General features: G+C 61.1%; 16 protein-coding genes. 11 read left to right on the top strand and 5 right to left on the bottom strand.

All coding sequences use genetic code 11. The features are described from left to right. On the top strand, nucleotides 1-564 hold a 564-nt coding region (locus tag VIM98_RS11445), incomplete at its 5' end, for a LysR substrate-binding domain-containing protein (RefSeq protein ID WP_331993239.1). 72 nt (nucleotides 565-636) lie between these two features. Here the strand turns inward: VIM98_RS11445 and VIM98_RS11450 are convergent. Beyond that, nucleotides 637-1,617: an aldo/keto reductase gene (locus VIM98_RS11450; RefSeq protein ID WP_331993240.1), complete on the bottom strand. Its 981-nt coding sequence runs from the start codon at nucleotides 1,615-1,617 to the stop codon at nucleotides 637-639. Nucleotides 1,618-1,826: 209 nt separating this feature from the next. On the opposite strand from VIM98_RS11450, the gene VIM98_RS11455 reads away from it, so the two are divergent. Both VIM98_RS11455 and VIM98_RS11460 read left to right on the top strand, forming a co-directional pair. Further along, nucleotides 1,827-2,663 (top strand): oxidoreductase, encoded by an 837-nt coding sequence (locus VIM98_RS11455; RefSeq protein WP_331993241.1) that lies wholly within the window; start codon nucleotides 1,827-1,829, stop codon nucleotides 2,661-2,663. A gap of 29 nt (nucleotides 2,664-2,692) precedes the next feature. Next, nucleotides 2,693-3,574 (top strand): aldo/keto reductase, encoded by an 882-nt coding sequence (locus VIM98_RS11460; protein ID WP_331993242.1) that lies wholly within the window; start codon nucleotides 2,693-2,695, stop codon nucleotides 3,572-3,574. 80 nt (nucleotides 3,575-3,654) lie between these two features. On the opposite strand, the gene VIM98_RS11465 is transcribed toward VIM98_RS11460, so the two are convergent. Continuing rightward, a complete protein-coding gene (locus VIM98_RS11465; RefSeq protein WP_331993243.1) occupies nucleotides 3,655-4,761 on the bottom strand; it encodes a PepSY-associated TM helix domain-containing protein in 1,107 nt (368 codons plus the stop codon). Between the two features lie 5 nt (nucleotides 4,762-4,766). Continuing rightward, nucleotides 4,767-7,013: a TonB-dependent siderophore receptor gene (locus VIM98_RS11470; RefSeq protein ID WP_331993244.1), complete on the bottom strand. Its 2,247-nt coding sequence runs from the start codon at nucleotides 7,011-7,013 to the stop codon at nucleotides 4,767-4,769. A gap of 181 nt (nucleotides 7,014-7,194) precedes the next feature. On the opposite strand from VIM98_RS11470, the gene VIM98_RS11475 reads away from it, so the two are divergent. Together VIM98_RS11475 and VIM98_RS11480 are read left to right on the top strand one after the other, a co-directional pair. Continuing rightward, nucleotides 7,195-7,596, top strand: a complete 402-nt coding sequence (locus VIM98_RS11475; RefSeq protein WP_331993245.1) for a DUF2251 domain-containing protein — start codon at nucleotides 7,195-7,197, stop codon at nucleotides 7,594-7,596. 31 nt (nucleotides 7,597-7,627) lie between these two features. Continuing rightward, nucleotides 7,628-7,783, top strand: coding sequence for a hypothetical protein (locus VIM98_RS11480; RefSeq protein ID WP_331993246.1), 156 nt, complete (start codon nucleotides 7,628-7,630; stop codon nucleotides 7,781-7,783). Here the strand turns inward: VIM98_RS11480 and VIM98_RS11485 are convergent. Beyond that, entirely contained in the window at nucleotides 7,762-8,673 is a 912-nt protein-coding gene (locus VIM98_RS11485) for a LysR family transcriptional regulator (protein ID WP_331993247.1), read from the bottom strand. The two genes, VIM98_RS11480 and VIM98_RS11485, sit on opposite strands and share 22 nt — an antisense overlap. A gap of 111 nt (nucleotides 8,674-8,784) precedes the next feature. Between VIM98_RS11485 and VIM98_RS11490 the strand changes: the two genes are divergently transcribed. Continuing rightward, nucleotides 8,785-10,050 (top strand): MFS transporter, encoded by a 1,266-nt coding sequence (locus tag VIM98_RS11490; protein ID WP_331993248.1) that lies wholly within the window; start codon nucleotides 8,785-8,787, stop codon nucleotides 10,048-10,050. A gap of 10 nt (nucleotides 10,051-10,060) precedes the next feature. On the opposite strand, the gene VIM98_RS11495 is transcribed toward VIM98_RS11490, so the two are convergent. Continuing rightward, entirely contained in the window at nucleotides 10,061-11,899 is a 1,839-nt protein-coding gene (locus VIM98_RS11495) for a GGDEF domain-containing protein (protein WP_331993249.1), read from the bottom strand. Between the two features lie 247 nt (nucleotides 11,900-12,146). Here VIM98_RS11495 and VIM98_RS11500 point away from each other — a divergent pair, with 247 nt between their 5' ends. The 5 genes from VIM98_RS11500 to VIM98_RS11520 all read left to right on the top strand — a co-directional run. Beyond that, a complete protein-coding gene (locus VIM98_RS11500) occupies nucleotides 12,147-12,674 on the top strand; it encodes a ZrgA family zinc uptake protein (protein WP_331993250.1) in 528 nt (175 codons plus the stop codon). Continuing rightward, entirely contained in the window at nucleotides 12,671-13,387 is a 717-nt protein-coding gene (locus tag VIM98_RS11505; protein WP_331993251.1) for an ATP-binding cassette domain-containing protein, read from the top strand. The genes VIM98_RS11500 and VIM98_RS11505 overlap by 4 nt, the downstream gene beginning before the upstream one ends. Continuing rightward, the gene (locus VIM98_RS11510) at nucleotides 13,381-14,634 is read left to right on the top strand and encodes an ABC transporter permease (protein ID WP_331993254.1); all 1,254 of its coding nucleotides are present in this window, start codon (nucleotides 13,381-13,383) and stop codon (nucleotides 14,632-14,634) included. The genes VIM98_RS11505 and VIM98_RS11510 overlap by 7 nt, the downstream gene beginning before the upstream one ends. A gap of 20 nt (nucleotides 14,635-14,654) precedes the next feature. Further along, on the top strand, nucleotides 14,655-15,356 hold the full coding sequence (locus VIM98_RS11515; protein WP_331993252.1) for a DUF3299 domain-containing protein: 702 nt from the start codon (nucleotides 14,655-14,657) through the stop codon (nucleotides 15,354-15,356). Between the two features lie 74 nt (nucleotides 15,357-15,430). Continuing rightward, a partial coding sequence (locus tag VIM98_RS11520; RefSeq protein WP_331993253.1) for a GTP-binding protein occupies nucleotides 15,431-16,366 on the top strand: 936 nt, incomplete at its 3' end.

The following is a 16,366-nucleotide window of genomic DNA, read 5'->3' on the forward strand; positions in this document are numbered from 1 at the left end:
CGGCTGGAGATCGTCATCGAGGGTCAGTTGATCGATATCGTCAGCCGGGGTTTCGATGCAGGGATTCGTTTTGGCGACATGATCGAGCGCGACATGGTGGCGGTAAAGATCGGACCGCCGATCAGCGTGCACGTGATTGCATCGCCCGATTACCTCGCGCGGCATGGGGTACCGCGGCATCCGCGCGATCTGCTCGAGCACGATTGCATCAGCTTTCGTTACCCTACCAGCGGGCAGATCGAGCGTTGGGTTTTCGAGAAGGACAGCGAGCAGTTGGCCTTGAACGTCAACGGCCGGCTGACTTTCAACGATTCGGCCGCCCTGACGCAGGCTGCGCTCGACGGGCTGGGTGTGGTCTACACCATCAATGGGTATATCGAGCGCTTCATCGAGGACGGGCGGCTAGTGCGTGTGCTTAGCGACTGGAGTCCGCCGCTGGAAAGCCTGTATCTGTATTTTCCAGAGCGGCGACGGGTGCCGCCGAAGCTGCGCGCGCTGATCGATTTCTTGCGAGATGAGCCGATAGGCGAAAAGCCGACGACAGATGCTCTGGTTGCGTCGTAGGAAAGGCTCCAGGCCCCAGCGAGCCCCGCGCAAAAGGGGCTTGGGGCTGGAGCCCAGTGCCTTAAAACAGCGTCAAGAAAAACCGGCGATCCGATGCGGCACATACGGTGCCTCCAACGCCTCGATTTCCTCGCTCGTAAGCTTTAACGACAAAGCCGCGACCGCATCGTCCAAATGATGCGGCTTGGACGCCCCGATAATCGGTGCCATTACTGGCGACTTCTGCGCAACCCACGCCAATGCCACCTGTGCACGCGGCACGCCACGTGACGCTGCAACCTTCGCCACGGCATCGATCACAGCGCGGTCGGCGTCCGCAGTGGCTGCGTAAAGCGTCTGCCCGTAAACATCCGATTCCTGCCGCTCGGTGGTTTCATCCCAGTCCCTCGTCAGGCGTCCGCGAGCGAGCGGGCTCCAGGGGATCACACCGATGCCCTGGTCGCTGCACAGGCCGAGCATTTCGCGCTCTTCCTCGCGATAGAGCAGGTTGAGATGGTTCTGCATGCTGACGAATTCCGTCCAGCCATGCAGCCGGGAGGTATAGATCGCTTTGGCGAACTGCCAGGCATACATCGACGATGCACCGATGTAGCGTGCCTTGCCGGCCTTGACCACATCGTGAAGCGCCTCGAGCGTTTCTTCGATAGGCGTAGTCGCATCCCATCGATGGATCTGGTACAGATCGACGTAGTCGGTGCCGAGGCGCCGCAGGCTGTTGTCGATCTCGGCCATGATCGCCTTGCGCGAAAGGCCGGCGCCGTTCGGGCCGGAATGCATGCGATTGAAGACCTTGGTCGCCAGCACGATGTCTTCGCGGCGGCCGAAGTCGCGGATCGCCCGCCCGACGATTTCCTCAGAGCTGCCATCGGAATAGACATTGGCCGTATCGAGGAAGTTGATGCCCGCTTCCAGTGCCTGGCGAATCAATGGCCGGCTCTTTTCCTCATCCAGGGTCCAAGTGTGGTTGCCGCGATCCGGTGCGCCGAACGTCATGCAGCCCAGGCATAGGCGCGATACCTCCAGGCCGGTACGACCCAATTTCACGTATTCCATGCTTCTTCCTCTCACCGCGGCCATGCCGCTTGCAAGAAGGGTAACGCGCCCCATGTGTAGCTTGAATACGCCTGTGGCGAAAAGGCTTTGAAGCAAACCTAACGAATGATTATCCAGGCTCGCTTCAAAGGGTATCGACGATGGCCTGGCTTATCGGCGGGCAGGGTGGGGCTTAGCATGCGTCCACTTTTCCATGCTGGGAGACAGCTATGAATCAACCTAAGATATTCCTGATCACTGGCGTCAGCACTGGCCTGGGGCGCGCCTTGGCGGAGGTTGCCTTGCGCGAGGGGCATCGCGTCGCGGGTACCGTGCGTGATGAAGCGTCCGCAAGAAGCTTCGAGGCGCTCGCGCCGGGAAGCGCATTTGCCTATCTGCTCGACGTCACCGATACGGTCCGCATCGCACCGACAGTTGCCGAGATCGAGCAGCGAACCGGGCCGGTCGACGTCCTGGTCAACAATGCCGGTTACGGCCACGAAGGCGTATTGGAAGAAGCGGCGCTGGACGATCTGCGGCGCCAATTCGAAGTGAATGTCTTCGGCGCCGTGGCGATGATTCAGGCCGTGCTGCCCTATATGCGCAAGCGTCGTGCCGGTCGCATCCTCAATATCACGTCGATGGGCGGCATCATCACGATGCCGGGCATCAGTTTCTACCATGGCAGCAAGTTCGCGCTCGAGGGCATCTCCGAAAGCCTGGCCAAGGAGGTGCGCAGCCTCGGCATTTATGTCACCGCAGTGGCGCCGGGTGGGTTCCGGACCGATTGGGCCGGTCGCTCGATGGTGCGTAGCGAGCGTCGCATTGCCGATTACGACGCGGTATTCGATCCGCTGCGCGAGCGCCGCAAGAACATCAGCGGCCATCAGCCCGGCGATCCGCACAAGGCCGGCGAGGCCCTGCTCAAGCTGGTCGCCAGTGACGACCCGCCCATGCATCTGTTGCTCGGTCGCGATGCCATGACCATGGTGCGCGAAAAATTGGGTGCGCTCAAAAGCGAGTTCGACACCTGGGAGCAGGTCACCTTATCGACCGATTTTTCCTGATCGTTTATCCACGAACCGAGAGAATAACCATGTCCATTCCCAATGCAGCCCGTTCCGGAAGCTTCAAGATCGGCGGCGACATGCCGGTCAACCGTTTAGGGTTCGGTGCCATGCGTATTGTCGGCGACGGCGTCTGGGGTGAGCCGGCCGATCGAGCCGAAGCCATCCGTGTGCTCAAACGCTTGCCCGACCTTGGTGTCGATTTCATCGACACGGCCGACGCTTACGGCCCGGATATTTCCGAATTGCTGATTGCCGAGGCCTTGCGGCCGTATAAGAACCTGATCGTGGCGACCAAGGGTGGCCTGACGCGTACAGGCCCCAACCAATGGATCCCACTGGGCCGCCCGGAGTATCTGATTCAACAAGCACACAAGAGTCTGCGTCAATTGGGCGTCGAACGTATCGATTTGTGGCAGTTGCATCGCATCGATCCCAAGGTTCCGCGCGATGAACAGTTCGATGCGATCAAATCCTTGATCGAGGGCGGTGTGATCCGCCATGCCGGCTTGAGCGAAGTCAGCGTCGAAGAGATCGAAGCCGCCGGCAAGTTCTTCGATGTGGTGACGGTGCAGAATCGCTACAACCTGGTCGACCGCACCAGCGAAGACGTGCTCGATTACTGTGCACAGCACAACATCGGCTTTATTCCGTGGTTCCCGTTGGCTGCTGGCGATCTGGCCAAGCCGGGTTCGTTGCTCGATGCCATTGCCAAGCAGCATGGCGCCGCGCCGAGCCAGATCGCGCTTGCATGGGTGCTCAAGCGTAGTCCGGTGATGTTGCCGATTCCGGGCACGTCGAAGGTCAAGCACTTGGAAGAAAATATGACCGCGGTGGACATCGAGCTGTCCGACGAGGAATTTGCTGCGCTGGATAAGGAAGGCAAAGCGGCGTTCGCGCGTGGCGGTTGACGGATAGGGGGCGACCCTCACTCCATCCCTCTTTTCTGGTTTCGCCCGATGGAGAGGGAAGGGGTGAGGGACGCTTCAACTCAGCGATGAACTGCTGACCTGCGCCGCCGTGCTCTCCAAAAAAGAAAACCGGTAACCAGCATAAACGTAGGCATCAACCCACCAAGCAGCGCCAGTCCGTGCCATAGTGGCCCGCCCACCGCTGCCGAATGAATCGGAAAAAGCGCATTGGCCAACCGCCCCCCGGTACCGAGCTTGGTCGCATCTTCACCGCCGATGACTCGCGCAGCGAACGGATCGATCCAAAGATTGCTGCGCCCCGCCGGATTCCACTCGCCCGGTCGACGCACGCGCATCACCAGCGCCGTTCCGGGCTTGGCGGGCAATGAAACACGTGTAATCGCCGCATCCGGCACGGCGTTTTGTGCTGCAACCAGAATGGCCTGCCAATCCGGCTTACCTTCGGCATCGCCCGCCAGCGTCGGCGGCTTGGCCGGTGCCGGCTCGCCGAACGCATGCGCAAGTCCGGTACGCACGGCACCGCGATAAGCCATCGTCGTGCCGGTGCCGATCATCGCGATAAGCAAAGGCAGGGCAACCACGCCGGCAAAGCGGTGCCAACTTGCCCAGCGCAGGATCGGTGGGCGCGTATGCGGGCGCATGTGCTGTAGCGCGCGCTTGCGCCCGGGCCAATAAAGCCAAGCGCCCGAAACGATCATGAAGAGCCCGGTGATCGCCACGATGCCAAGCACTGTCTCGCCCACCTCGCCCGACAGCAGATGCGTATGCCAGTCCAGCAGCACCAACAAGGGATCGTGGCCCGCACGGCGATGCAGGATTGCCTCCCCGCTGACCGGGTCGAAATACATCCGGTCCCCACCTTTGAGCGTACCTTCGAAAGCTGTCAATTCGCCGTTGGGCAACGCGATGCCACGCAGCTTACCGCCATCGGGCGTGTCGAGGATGTGCTGCAGCGAGTGGCCCAGGCCGGCGGTGTCGGGCACGGTTCGGCCAGCCAGCTCAGGATGCAGCGTCGTCAGCAGCGGCCCTTCGAAACTCAAGATACAGCCGGTCAGTGTGACCAGGGCCAATACCGTGCCAAGGCTCAAGCCGAGCCACAGGTGCAGTGATTTCAGGAGCTGGCGGACGCGTCGCGGAGGGCGCATTGGCTGGCGAAGGGTATGCATGGCGATCAGAAGTCCACGTTGGCTTGCACGTAATACGTACGTGGCTGGCCGACATAAAGGCCGCCATTGTTATCGGTGGAACGAGTGAAATAGCGACGATCGAATACGTTCTTGACGCCTACGCCCAAGCGCAGGTTTGAAAATGCCTTGCCGAACGCATATTCCGTGCGCAGATTCCAAGTCGTCCAACCCGGGATATCGCCCAGTTCGCCGTCCGGTGTACCGGCGGTTTGATACGGCACAGGATTGGCCGGATCGAAACTCGGCGAGCCGGGTGAGTGCTGGCGCGACTGTGAGAAGGCATCTACGTTGAACGTCCACTGCGCGCGCATATAGCGCAGGCCTGCATTGGCGGTACGGCGCGAATAGAATGGCAGGTCGCGGCCGGCAAACGAGCCGTACTTCGCTACCGCATGCGTATAGGTAGCCGTACCCCATAGGCTCAGACCTTCCAGGCGCTCGTCGAGCGCGCCGAAGTCGATGTGCCCGGCCGACTCGACGCCCTTGTGCGTCGTTGCACCCAGACTTGTCCAGCCATCGTAAGAGTCGGGCACTCCAGGGAGTTTGCCTACCAACTGCAACTCGTGGTCGAAGTTGATGCGGAACAGCGAAACTTCGCCGCCCCAGGCAGCCGTGTCGTAACGCGTGCCGATTTCATAGGTGCGCGCCTTTTCCGGCTGCAGACCTTGGGCGAATTGGTTGGTCGAATCTTTCTGGCCGATCTGGAAGTACTGCAAGGCACCGAACGACGTTTCCGCGTTGCCGTACAGCTTCCACGTATCGCTCAGGTGATAGATCACGTTGAGCGAAGGCAGCGGTTCGGAATAACTTTCGCGACGAAAGGCCGGTCCCTTGACTGTCACGGTGTCGCTCGGATGTGCTTCCCACCAGCTGTCGATACGTTCATAGCGCAGGCCGGGCGTGATCGTCCATGCGCCTACGTTGATGGTGTCGTCGATATACACTGCATTCGCTCGGTTCGAGCCGGTGTTATTGCCGCTCAGCACATAGGGGCTCGTATAAGGAAAGCTATCGAATGGCGTGTAATCCAGCGAAGAGACGTACTTGTTGGTACGCAACGTCTGCTCGTGCATGTACTCGGTCAGATAGCGGTAGCCCACGCTGATTTCATGCGTCCATGGCCCCCAGTCGAACCATTGCGAGTAGCGCGGTTCGATGGCGAAGGTATGGTAGTTACGTGGGAAGGCATTGAGCTGATGCGTGTACATGCCGGAGGTCGGATCTTGCGTGACCGTTTCCAGATGGCTACCGCGGAAGCTGTTCGTGTAGTAGGTCTGTACCTCAAAACTACGTGTCTCGTCACGATGACTGTACTTAAGTGCAGCGTCCGAGCGGCGACCATGGAAGTCGTCGAATGGCCTTAACGACTGAAACGGGTTGGCGTTGTATTCGGCCTGGCTCAGGCCACCGGGCATGCCGGCCTGGCCGTCGTAGTAATGCAGGCTTCCGGTGATTTCATCGGTGTTGCCAATCGTGTATTTGGCCTTGAGCATCAGGTCGTCAATGCTCTCGTTATCTTGTTTCTCGCGATAACCTGGGCCATGCGCGCCGCTGTACAGCAGGGCCATACCCAGGCCGGATGCCGTCGTGCCACCGATAAACGCATGGCTCTGCGTGCGGATGCCGCCGTATTCGCCACCTTGCAGTTGCACGCCGGCGTCGCCGCCGAAAGTGGCGGGGATATCGCGAGTGACGAAGTTGATGATGCCACCGACGTTCTGCGGTCCGTAGCGCACCGAACCGCCGCCGCGCACGACATCGACAGCTTGCAGATTACCGAGCGCCACCGGGGCCATCGAGACCTGCGGCTGACCATAGGGCGCCACCGCGATCGGTATGCCATCGAGTAGCAGCGTGGAGCGCGGCGACAAGCGCGAGGTCAGGCCGCGCACACCGACATTGAGCGACACATCGCTGCCACCGGTGCCATTGTTTTCTTGCACCTGTACGCCAGGAACGATGCGCAACGCATCGCGCAGATTGACCGCACCGCTTTCCTGCCATTGTTCGCGACGTATGACGGTACGGGCACCAGGATGGTTGATTACCGCATTCTGATTCGCCTCGGCCAGCCAGTCCCCGATGACACTGACGCCCTGCAGATTGGCGACGGGTTTCTTGTCTGCGGCCAGTGGGGCGGCAGCGGGAGCGGCGTCCTGTGCCACAGCCTGGGCGGCAAGGGCAAAGTCGCCGGCCAGGGCAATCAGGATGGCCGCGGATAAGGAACGCATCAAAACGGGATTCTCCTTGCGATAGCCAACTATCGTAATTGCGAATCATTATCGTTTCAATCGATGCGAACTATGGCCGATAACCCCTTGGCTGACAGATGCCTGGCGCCTAGACCTAAGGACGCTATTCAAGCGCTGTCCGCTCCCTTAATGTGATGCCCTACACACTTCGAGACCGCTTATGCCGCTACACAACGTGGTCGAACACCCTCTCACCGTCGGCGGTGAGCAATTCATTGAAGGTCCGGCCCCGGGCGGCAGGTATGCCGCGATTTTCGAAGACGATGGCGATACGGGTTATCTATACGCCCTGGATCTGTCGCGGCAAGAGCAGCCGATCCAGGATGCCCTGCACATCTACAACGTGGTCAATATCGCCGACCGCGAGACGATGTCCACCCTGACTATCGGTTGGTCCGGCGACGGGCTAAAAGCGGCGCTGCTGATTAATGGCCATCCCCATGCGGTGATCGACTTTGTCGCCAAGCACGGTTATTGCCGCACAGGATTTCCGCCTCCCTCGATCGAAAGCGGTTGGATCGGCCACGATTGGGACGATACGGCGATGGATCTGTTTGCTTGATGCTTGCCGCTTCTGCCTTGGGAGGCTTTCGATGGATCGAATCGCTATCCATGTGGGCGTCTATGCCACCAGCCGTGGCGTCGCCGAATCGGTGAAACGGCATATGCAAACGCTCCGGTTCGATATCAGCAAGGCGGGCAATGGCCCATATGCGTTGCTCTTGCTTTACGACAGGTTCTCTTTGTGAGAACCGGTATCGCCTTGCGAAAGATTATGCAGCAACACGTCCACTGGGGCTTTCAGCCTCGGTGGTAGCGGGCGATGGATCAACCAAGATACGACATTGATTCGAAAGTCGGTTACATCGAGCACCTTGAGCTTGTCGCGATAACGGCTGCTATTGAGCGCATCGGGCGTGACCAGACCGATGCCGGCACCGCGCGAAACCAATGAGAGCTGCAAATCGGAGCCGAAAGCTTCGACGCCGACGTTGAACTGCAGGCCCCTGGCTTCCACGGCGTGGCGCAAAGTGGAACGCATGCCGCAACCGTTCTGGCTAAGCACCCAGGCATGCGATGCAAGATCGTTCAAGCTGACGCGTGTTTTCAGGCCCAGCTCGGGGGACGCTACGACCTTGATCGATTGTCGGTTGAACTCTCGCGCGATCATGCCTGGAGGGGGCGAGGTGCTTTCCGAATAGACGATAGCGGCCACGTCAAGGTTGCCTTGTTCGAGCTGGTCGACCAGTCCTGGCGACCAGCCGCCTTGGATACGCAGGGTCAGTTTGGGAAAAGCTTCGCGCAGGGCGTCGACCGGTGCGGCCAAGGCCATGTCCGCCAACATCGGTGGCATCCCCAGGCGTAGTTCGCCGGTCGGCTCGACATCGTCGCGTACCGAGGCCAGCAGTTCGGATTCGGCCTGCAGTATCTGGCGCCCTCTCTGGTAGACCTCCAGGCCTGCCGCGGTGGGGCGCAATGGCTTGGACTGGCGATCGAGCAACTCGACGCCGAGCAGATTCTCCAAGCTTTGCACGCGACGAGTGACTCCCGGTTGCGTCAGGTGCAACGAAGCGGCGGCCTGCACGATCGAGCCGGTATCGACGACGGCGATAAACGCGCTGATGTCTCGAGTATTCATAGGACGACCAGAGTATGCTTATTTGGCATAAAGAATATAAACATTATTCAATTGATGCATGTCTCCGAGCTATTTAGCATCCACAACCATCTTCTTTGCAAGGCTTTTTTCATGCAGCACGCCTCTAGCCAGGCCGTGGCGGTCGAGCCCGTCGCCGAACCGCTCGAAACCCTGACCGGGCCGCTGACATTCCTGTTCGCGCTGGCCGTTGGCGTCATCATCGTGAACCTGTCGGCAGCTCAGCCGCTGACCGGGCCAGTGGGGCGATCGTTGCATTTGCCACCTTCCTGGAGCGGTTTAGTGGCGATGCTGCCTCAGCTTGGCTACGCGGTTGGCATGTTATTCCTGGTACCGCTGGCCGATTTGTTCGAGAACCGGCGCCTTACTGTGGTCACCCTGGCGTGCTGTGCGGCGATGTTGGGACTAGCGGCGATCGCGCCTACTGCACCATGGTTCTTGTTCGCTGTGTGCGTTGCCGGCGCAACCTCCTGCGCAATCCAGATTCTGGTACCGCTGGCTGCGGCGATGGCACATCCGGACCGGCGCGGTACGGCGGTGGGCAATGTCATGAGCGGCGTGATGGTCGGCATCCTGCTGTCGCGTCCGCTGGCCAGCCTGGTTGCCGGCAACTTCGGTTGGCGCTGGTTCTATGGCCTGCTGGCGATCATGAATACCCTGATGGCAGTGGCGTTATACCGCGGTCTGCCGAAGCGGCACCCCGAAAGAATCAGTTCTTACCGCGCGTTGATGGGATCGCTGGTGACCTTGTGGTGGCGTGAGCCGGTGCTGCGGCGTTACGCGCTCTCGGCGGCGATCTGCATGGCGGCATTTACGGCATTCTGGACGGCGATCGGCTTGCGTCTGGTGCAACAGCCGTTCGGTTTGAGCGCGCACGGCCTGGCGTTGTTCGCCTTTGCCGGTGTTGCTGGCACGGTGGTGGCGCCCGTCGCCGGACGCATCGGCGATCGCGGGTTGAGCGTAGCGGGCATGCCGATAACGCATATGATCATGGTCATAGGTTTTCTTATGGCCGGCGCAGCAGGTGCGGGCTGGTTCGGTTTTTCGCTCGACGCACATCCGTCGTTCGCCATCGGTGCCTTGGTGGCGGCTGCAATCGTCATCGATGCGGGAGCCATTGCCGATCAGACACTCGGTCGGCGCGCCGTCAACATGCTCGACTCGACTGCACGCAGTCGGTTGAACGGCTTGTTCGTGGGTGTGTTCTTCATTGGCGGCGGTCTGGGCGCGCTGGCGACCGGTGTGGCCTGGGCGGCGGCCGGTTGGAGCGGGGTGTGTATCCTGGCCTTGGCGATCTGCCTGCTGGCTTTCGTGTTGGACGCAACGAGTCGTCGAGCGATGTTGACGGCAGGTATTTGAGACTGTCGAACTACCGCTCGATGTCGATAGGGCCGGCGGGCGCTTCAACAGCGGTAAGCGTATGCAGGTCCGCACGGTAGCGCACGATATGGAAGCCATCCGGCTCGCGCTTGGCTGTTCGCTTGGCTTGCGCTGCGAGGCTGGCGATGCTTTCGGCATCGTTGGGGAATTCGTCGACGATGGCCACAGCGCCTACCGAGACGGTGGTCAAGGGGAAAAAGCGCTGATTGCCATGACGATCTTCCGCTTCGATACCGCCATGCAGCCGGTCGTTATCGTCGAACAGTGCGGCGGCCAACGCGTTGAAGCGCTCGCGCATTTGCCGGCAGCGCTCTTCCCAATCGTTGCTCTGAAACAACACGATGAAATCGTCGCCACCGATATGACCGACGAAGTCGCTATCCTGGCGCAGGTCGCCGGTAAGCGTACTGGCCAGTAGGCGGATCATCTCGTCGCCGCGAAAATAGCCATAGTGGTCGTTGAACGGCTTGAAGAAATCCAGGTCGAAATATGTGGTGACGAAGGGGCGTCGCGCCTGCAGCAGCCTCGCGACATGCTCGGTGACCGGAATATTGCCGGGAAGGAAGGTAAGCGGATTGGCGTAACGTGCGGCTTCTACGCGGATCTCGGTGACCCTGCGCACCAGCGATTCGCCGGTTCCCAGGCCAAGATACATGCCGCCCCGGGTAATGATGAAACCATCGCTGAGATAGCGCTGGTCTTCGCCTCGCAGGATATCGGCCATGCTTTGCAGCGACTGCTCGGAATCGCATAACAGCGGAGCGTCATACATGAATGCGCTGCATGCCTTGCGTGCGAACAGCTCCCGGGCAAACGGTTGCGCCATGCGCTCGGTAAAATGGCGACGGTTGATGATGCCCACCGGCCGTCCCTGGTCGACGACGGCGATGGCATGCAGGCGATCGTGCAAGGAAAAAATCGCCGCGACATGGTCGTTGGTCTGTGCCAGCGAAACGGCTGGCGCCTCGATCAGCAAATGCTCGGCCTTGAGCGGCCGCGCGGTGACCGGGCCGCGCACGCGTGGTGGCACCACCACATCTTGTCCAGTGATGGCATCGATGTACTGTCGGCTGGCCTGGATCGCTGGAATCGGGCTAGGCCGAGCAATCAGGAATCCCTGCGCATAGGGAATGCGAAGCTCGCGCAACATGCGCAGGTCATCGGGATCCTCGATGCCTTCGCCGACCAGGTCGGCGCCGAGCGTCTCGGCCACCATGCACAGTGCGCGCACGATCGCGAGTTTTTCCGCGCTGCGCGACAAACCGTTGACCAGGTAGCGATCGATTTTCACCACTTCGGGATGGATCTCGTTCCACATCTCGAAGTTCGAATGGCCGTTGCCGAAGTCGTCCAGCGCGATGCGAATACCGCTCGCGCGCAGATAGCCCAGGCTGTGGGCGAGCTTGGCCGCATCCTCGACGATATCGCGTTCGGTCAACTCGATTGTCACCCGGCCCAAATCGAAGCCCGGCACCGACAGTGCCTCTATGACATCCTCGGGACGCACGCCGGCCTGCAGGATGGCGTGCGCGCTGAGATTGATCAGCAAGCGACCATCCACGCCCGTACGCGCGAACTGGCTGACGATGCAGCGTGCCGCTCCCAGCTCGAAGTCGGCCAGGCGGCCACGTGCGCGAGCCAGGTCGAGCAAATCGATCGGTGTCAGCGCGGTGCCCGCCAGGGCCGAGCGAATCAGCCCCTCATGCGCGACTACCGCATGCGTCTCGATATGCACGACGGGTTGGAAATGCGCCGTCAATGCTTCGGTGGCCAGCGCCTGATCCAGCAGCGATCGCTCTCGTTCGGCATCGGACGTGACTTTGATCATCGCGGAACGGCTCTCGGGGAGACGTGAGGAATAACGCACCACATCGGCGCCTCGAACGGAAACTTGACGCGACGGTGCCGCGCGTGGCGCGACATGATGCGGGTGTGAATGTGGCAGGGCGATGTCAAACACCGGGTTATCGATGACAGCGGCCGGTTGCCGTCTGTGCCAGAGGTCCTATGGCCGGGGGGGCTTGCACAAACTTATATTTGTTATGTTATAACATTTCCATTATTGTGGAGCCGCTATGAGAACCGTTTCGCTTGCCGCGCTCGGCCTTTTGCTGGCGATACAGCCGGTGTTAGCCCAGGCTCCGCGCCGATTGGGGGTGCACGTGCATGGCGTGACCGCGGTGGATATCGGGCTCGAGGGCAGTACGTTGCAAGTGACCCTGGATGCACCGGCCATCAATATGCTCGGCTTCGAACATCCGCCGCATAACGACACTGAGAGCAAGCAGATCGAAGCGGTGCTGGCGTCCTTGCATGTGCCGGCGCCATGGTTGGAGCCGGCTACGGCGGCTCGCTGCGTACTTGCCGACAGTCGTATCCAGGCAAGCGGGCTGAGCGCCTCCGCTCCATCGGTTGGCCATGCGGATATCGATGCGCGCTATAGCTTCCGCTGCGCCGAGCCGGGACGGCTGGACCACATCGATATCCATCTGGCCGATCGTTATCCGGCTACGCACGGTCTGGCTGTCGATATCGTGCTGCCGCAAAAGCAGGAGCGCCAGGAGCTCGGCCAGGGGGAATTCCGCGTGATGCTCGCGCCGTGATCCCGTGGGGCGATGCGATGCTGGTCAGTTGCCATGATCTGCGCTTCGGCTGGGACGAAGGCGATGCGATCGTGCTGGACAGCTTCTCCGTGGCACGTGGCGAGCGCATCTTTGTCCGTGGCCCGAGCGGCAGCGGCAAGAGCAGCCTGCTCGGCTTGCTGGCTGGCGTGCTGGTGCCGCGCTCGGGTCATGTGCGTATTGAAGAAACGATCGTGTCGAGCCTGTCTGCATCGGCACGCGATCGTTTTCGTGCCGACCACATCGGTTATGTGTTCCAGCAGTTCAACCTGCTGCCGTACTTGAGTGTGCTTGATAATGTGCTGCTGGGCTGCGCGTTCTCGCTGCGTCGGCAGCGGCGCGCAGGCGGCTCATTGGTTGTGCGGCAGGAAGCAGCTCGTTTGCTCGCGGCGCTGGGTATCGGCGATGCTCGCATGTACGAGCGACGCGTTACCGAATTGAGCGTCGGGCAGCAGCAGCGAGTGGCGGCTGCACGTGCGCTGATCGGCGGCCCGACCCTGCTGCTCGCCGATGAGCCGACTTCTGCACTCGATACCGATGCACGCGATGCCTTTTTGCGCTTGCTGCTGCTCGAATGCGACCGGGCAGGAGCGGGTCTCGTTTTTGTCAGCCATGACATCGGCCTGGCACGCTACTTCGATCGCGTCGTCGAACTCAGCGGTCCGTCACAGAGGGCAGCGCCGTGCGCATCGTGACCCTGGCCTGGCACAGTCTGCGGCAACGCCGCCTTGCTGCCGTATTGACGGTACTGACCATTGGCTTGAGCGTGTGGCTGCTGCTGGGCGTCGAGCGGTTACGCGAGGATGCCCGCAACAGTTTTGCCAGCACGGTATCCGGTACAGATCTGATTGTTGGAGCCCGCTCCGGTCCCGTGAATCTGCTGTTGTACTCGGTTTTCCATCTGGGCGATGCGACCAATAACGTCTCCTGGCAAAGCTATCGGGAAATCGCCAATCTGCCCGAAGTCAGCTGGACAGTACCGCTGTCGCTGGGCGACTCGCACCGTGGCTTTCGCGTGGTCGGTACTACCGGAGAGTTTTTCCAGTATTACCGTTATGGCGACGATCATCCATTGAGCTTTGCCCAGGGGCATACCTTTGGCGATCTCTACGATGCCGTGATCGGTGCCCAGGTGGCACGCCAACTCGGCTATCGGGTGGGGCAGCCGCTGGTTATCGCACACGGGTTCGGCGGTACACGAGAGATGCTGCATGCAGACAAGCCGTTTCGTGTCGCCGGCGTGCTGGAAGCGACCGGTACGCCGGTGGACGCCAGCGTGCTCGTCAGCCTGCAGGCGATCGAGGCTATTCATGTCGATTGGCAATCGGGTATCCGCTTGCCTGGGCAGGAGGTCAGCGCGGAGCGGGCGCGCCGCATGGACCTGACGCCAAAGTCGATCACCGCCTTTTTGGTCGGTCTGCGCTCGCGTCTGTCATCGTTCGCGGTGCAACGTGCAGTCAACGAGTACACCGACGAGCCCTTGCAGGCGATTCTACCTGGTGTAGCGCTCAGCCAATTGTGGAGTCTGGTCGGCACGGCTGAAGCGGCGTTGCGTGCGGTGAGTGCGATGGTCGTGCTTGTCGGCTTGGGCGGTATGCTGACCGCCTTGCTGACCACGCTCGATGAGCGACGTCGCGAAATGGCGATCTTGCGTGCCGTCGGTGCGCCCGTGCGCACTGTATTCCGATTGCTTTTGCTCGAGGCTGGGTTGCTTGCCGCAGCTGGCGTCGTGCTGGGCGTGCTGCTGATGTATCTCACCTTGCTCGTCCTGCACGGTTATCTGGCCAGTCGCTGGGGGTTGAATCTGAGCCTTGGCTGGCCACGCGGCGAGGAGTGGTTGTTGATGGCATCCGTTCTGCTGGCTGGCTTGTGTGCCGGTTGCGTTCCGGCTTGGATCGCTTACCGCCGTTCACTGGCCGATGGTTTGCGGGTGCGCTTGTGAAACCCTGGTGGTGTGGACTCGTGCTATTGCTGTGTGCGCTTGCCGGCTGCAAACGTCAAGCGTCCGATGCCGGTGGCCCAGCCCATGCCGGCACGAGTGCCCAGGCCGCGATGGCGCAGGCCGAAGCGGCCGCCGCGGAAGGCCGTGCGCGACGAGCTCGCGCCATCGCCGACGGCACGCTTGCTGCACAAGGCTTGACTGACATGCGTGGCATGAAACCGAAGGACGACCTGGCGCCCGGTACTCTCGGTACGCTGGACGATGACGGCTACTCCGAGCTCGATTGGACGCGCATGATGCCCAAGGAGGACTACGTGCAACTCCAGCATGCGCCGCCGGTGCTGCATATCGGCAATCAGCGCGGCAAGCAGTTCGGCAGCCTGCACACCATCGCAGCGCTTGAAGGTAGAAAGGTGCGGTTAGCCGGCTACGTCGTGCCATTGGCGGCGGACGATCGCAATCGCATGACCGAGTTCTTTTTCGTGCCGTTCTACGGTGCCTGTATCCACGTGCCGCCGCCACCGCCGAACATGCTGGTGCATGTCGTCTTGGCCGAGGGCATCGATACGCCATCGCTTTGGGATCCCTATTGGCTCCGCGGCGTCCTGCATATCGAAACCACCAGCAACAGCATGGCTGCCTCGGCGTACGCCATGCAGAAGGCAGCGCTACTGCCTTACGACCAAGATCATGCTCAGGAACGACGACGCGCATTCGAGTAGCGTGCCGCGGTCGGACTATTTCCAGGCTGCCGCTCGGGTAGATATTTGGTAGCCGTCTGCGAGGATTGAAACACATGACGACACGTCTCCCTGTTACCGTGCTTTCCGGCTTTCTCGGCGCCGGAAAAACCACCTTGCTCAACCATCTGCTGCTCAACCGCGAAGGACGCAAGCTCGCGGTGATCGTCAACGACATGAGCGAACTCAATATCGATGCCGATCTGGTGCGCGACAGCGGTTTTGCAGTGACGCGCACCGACGAACGGCTCGTTGAGTTCACCAACGGCTGCATCTGCTGTACCTTGCGCGACGACCTGATGCAGGAAGTCCGACGTTTGGCCGAAGAAGCGCGCTTCGACTACCTGCTGATCGAATCCACCGGTATTTCCGAGCCGATGCCGGTAGCGGCTACGTTTCACGTGCGCGATGCCGATGGGTTCAGCCTGTCCGACGTTGCCCGGCTCGACACCATGGTGACCGTGGTGGACGCGCGCAGTTTCGTGCAGGATTTCTGCTCCAGCGACTTGCTGGTGGCACGCGGCGAGATTGCGGGTGCGGACGATCGGCGCCCGCTGGTGCAGCTTCTGACCGATCAGATCGAATTTGCCGATATCATCGTGATCAACAAGTGCGATGCCGTCGATGCCGCAGCGCTGTGCCAGCTGCATCGATTGCTGCGTGCGCTCAATCGCACTGCGCGCCTGATCGACGCCGAATACGGTAGGGTGCCGTTGGCAAGCGTACTCGACACACATGCTTTCGACGAAGAGCGAGCCCGGCTGGCGCCCGGCTGGGTGCAGGAGCTGATGGGCCAGCACCTGCCCGAGAGCGAAGCCTATGGCATTGCCAGCTTTGTCTATCGCAGCAAGCGCCCGTTCCATCCGGCGCGCCTGCAGGATCTGTTGACAGGCGGTATTCCTGGCGTGCTGCGCGCCAAGGGCTTTTTCTGGCTCGCCAGCCGGATGGATTGGGTGGGCGAACTGGCAGTCGCCGGGGGCGCCACCGAGACC

The sequence above is a fragment of the Dyella sp. genome, from assembly GCF_036568765.1.
Taxonomy (GTDB): Bacteria; Pseudomonadota; Gammaproteobacteria; order Xanthomonadales; family Rhodanobacteraceae; genus GSA-30.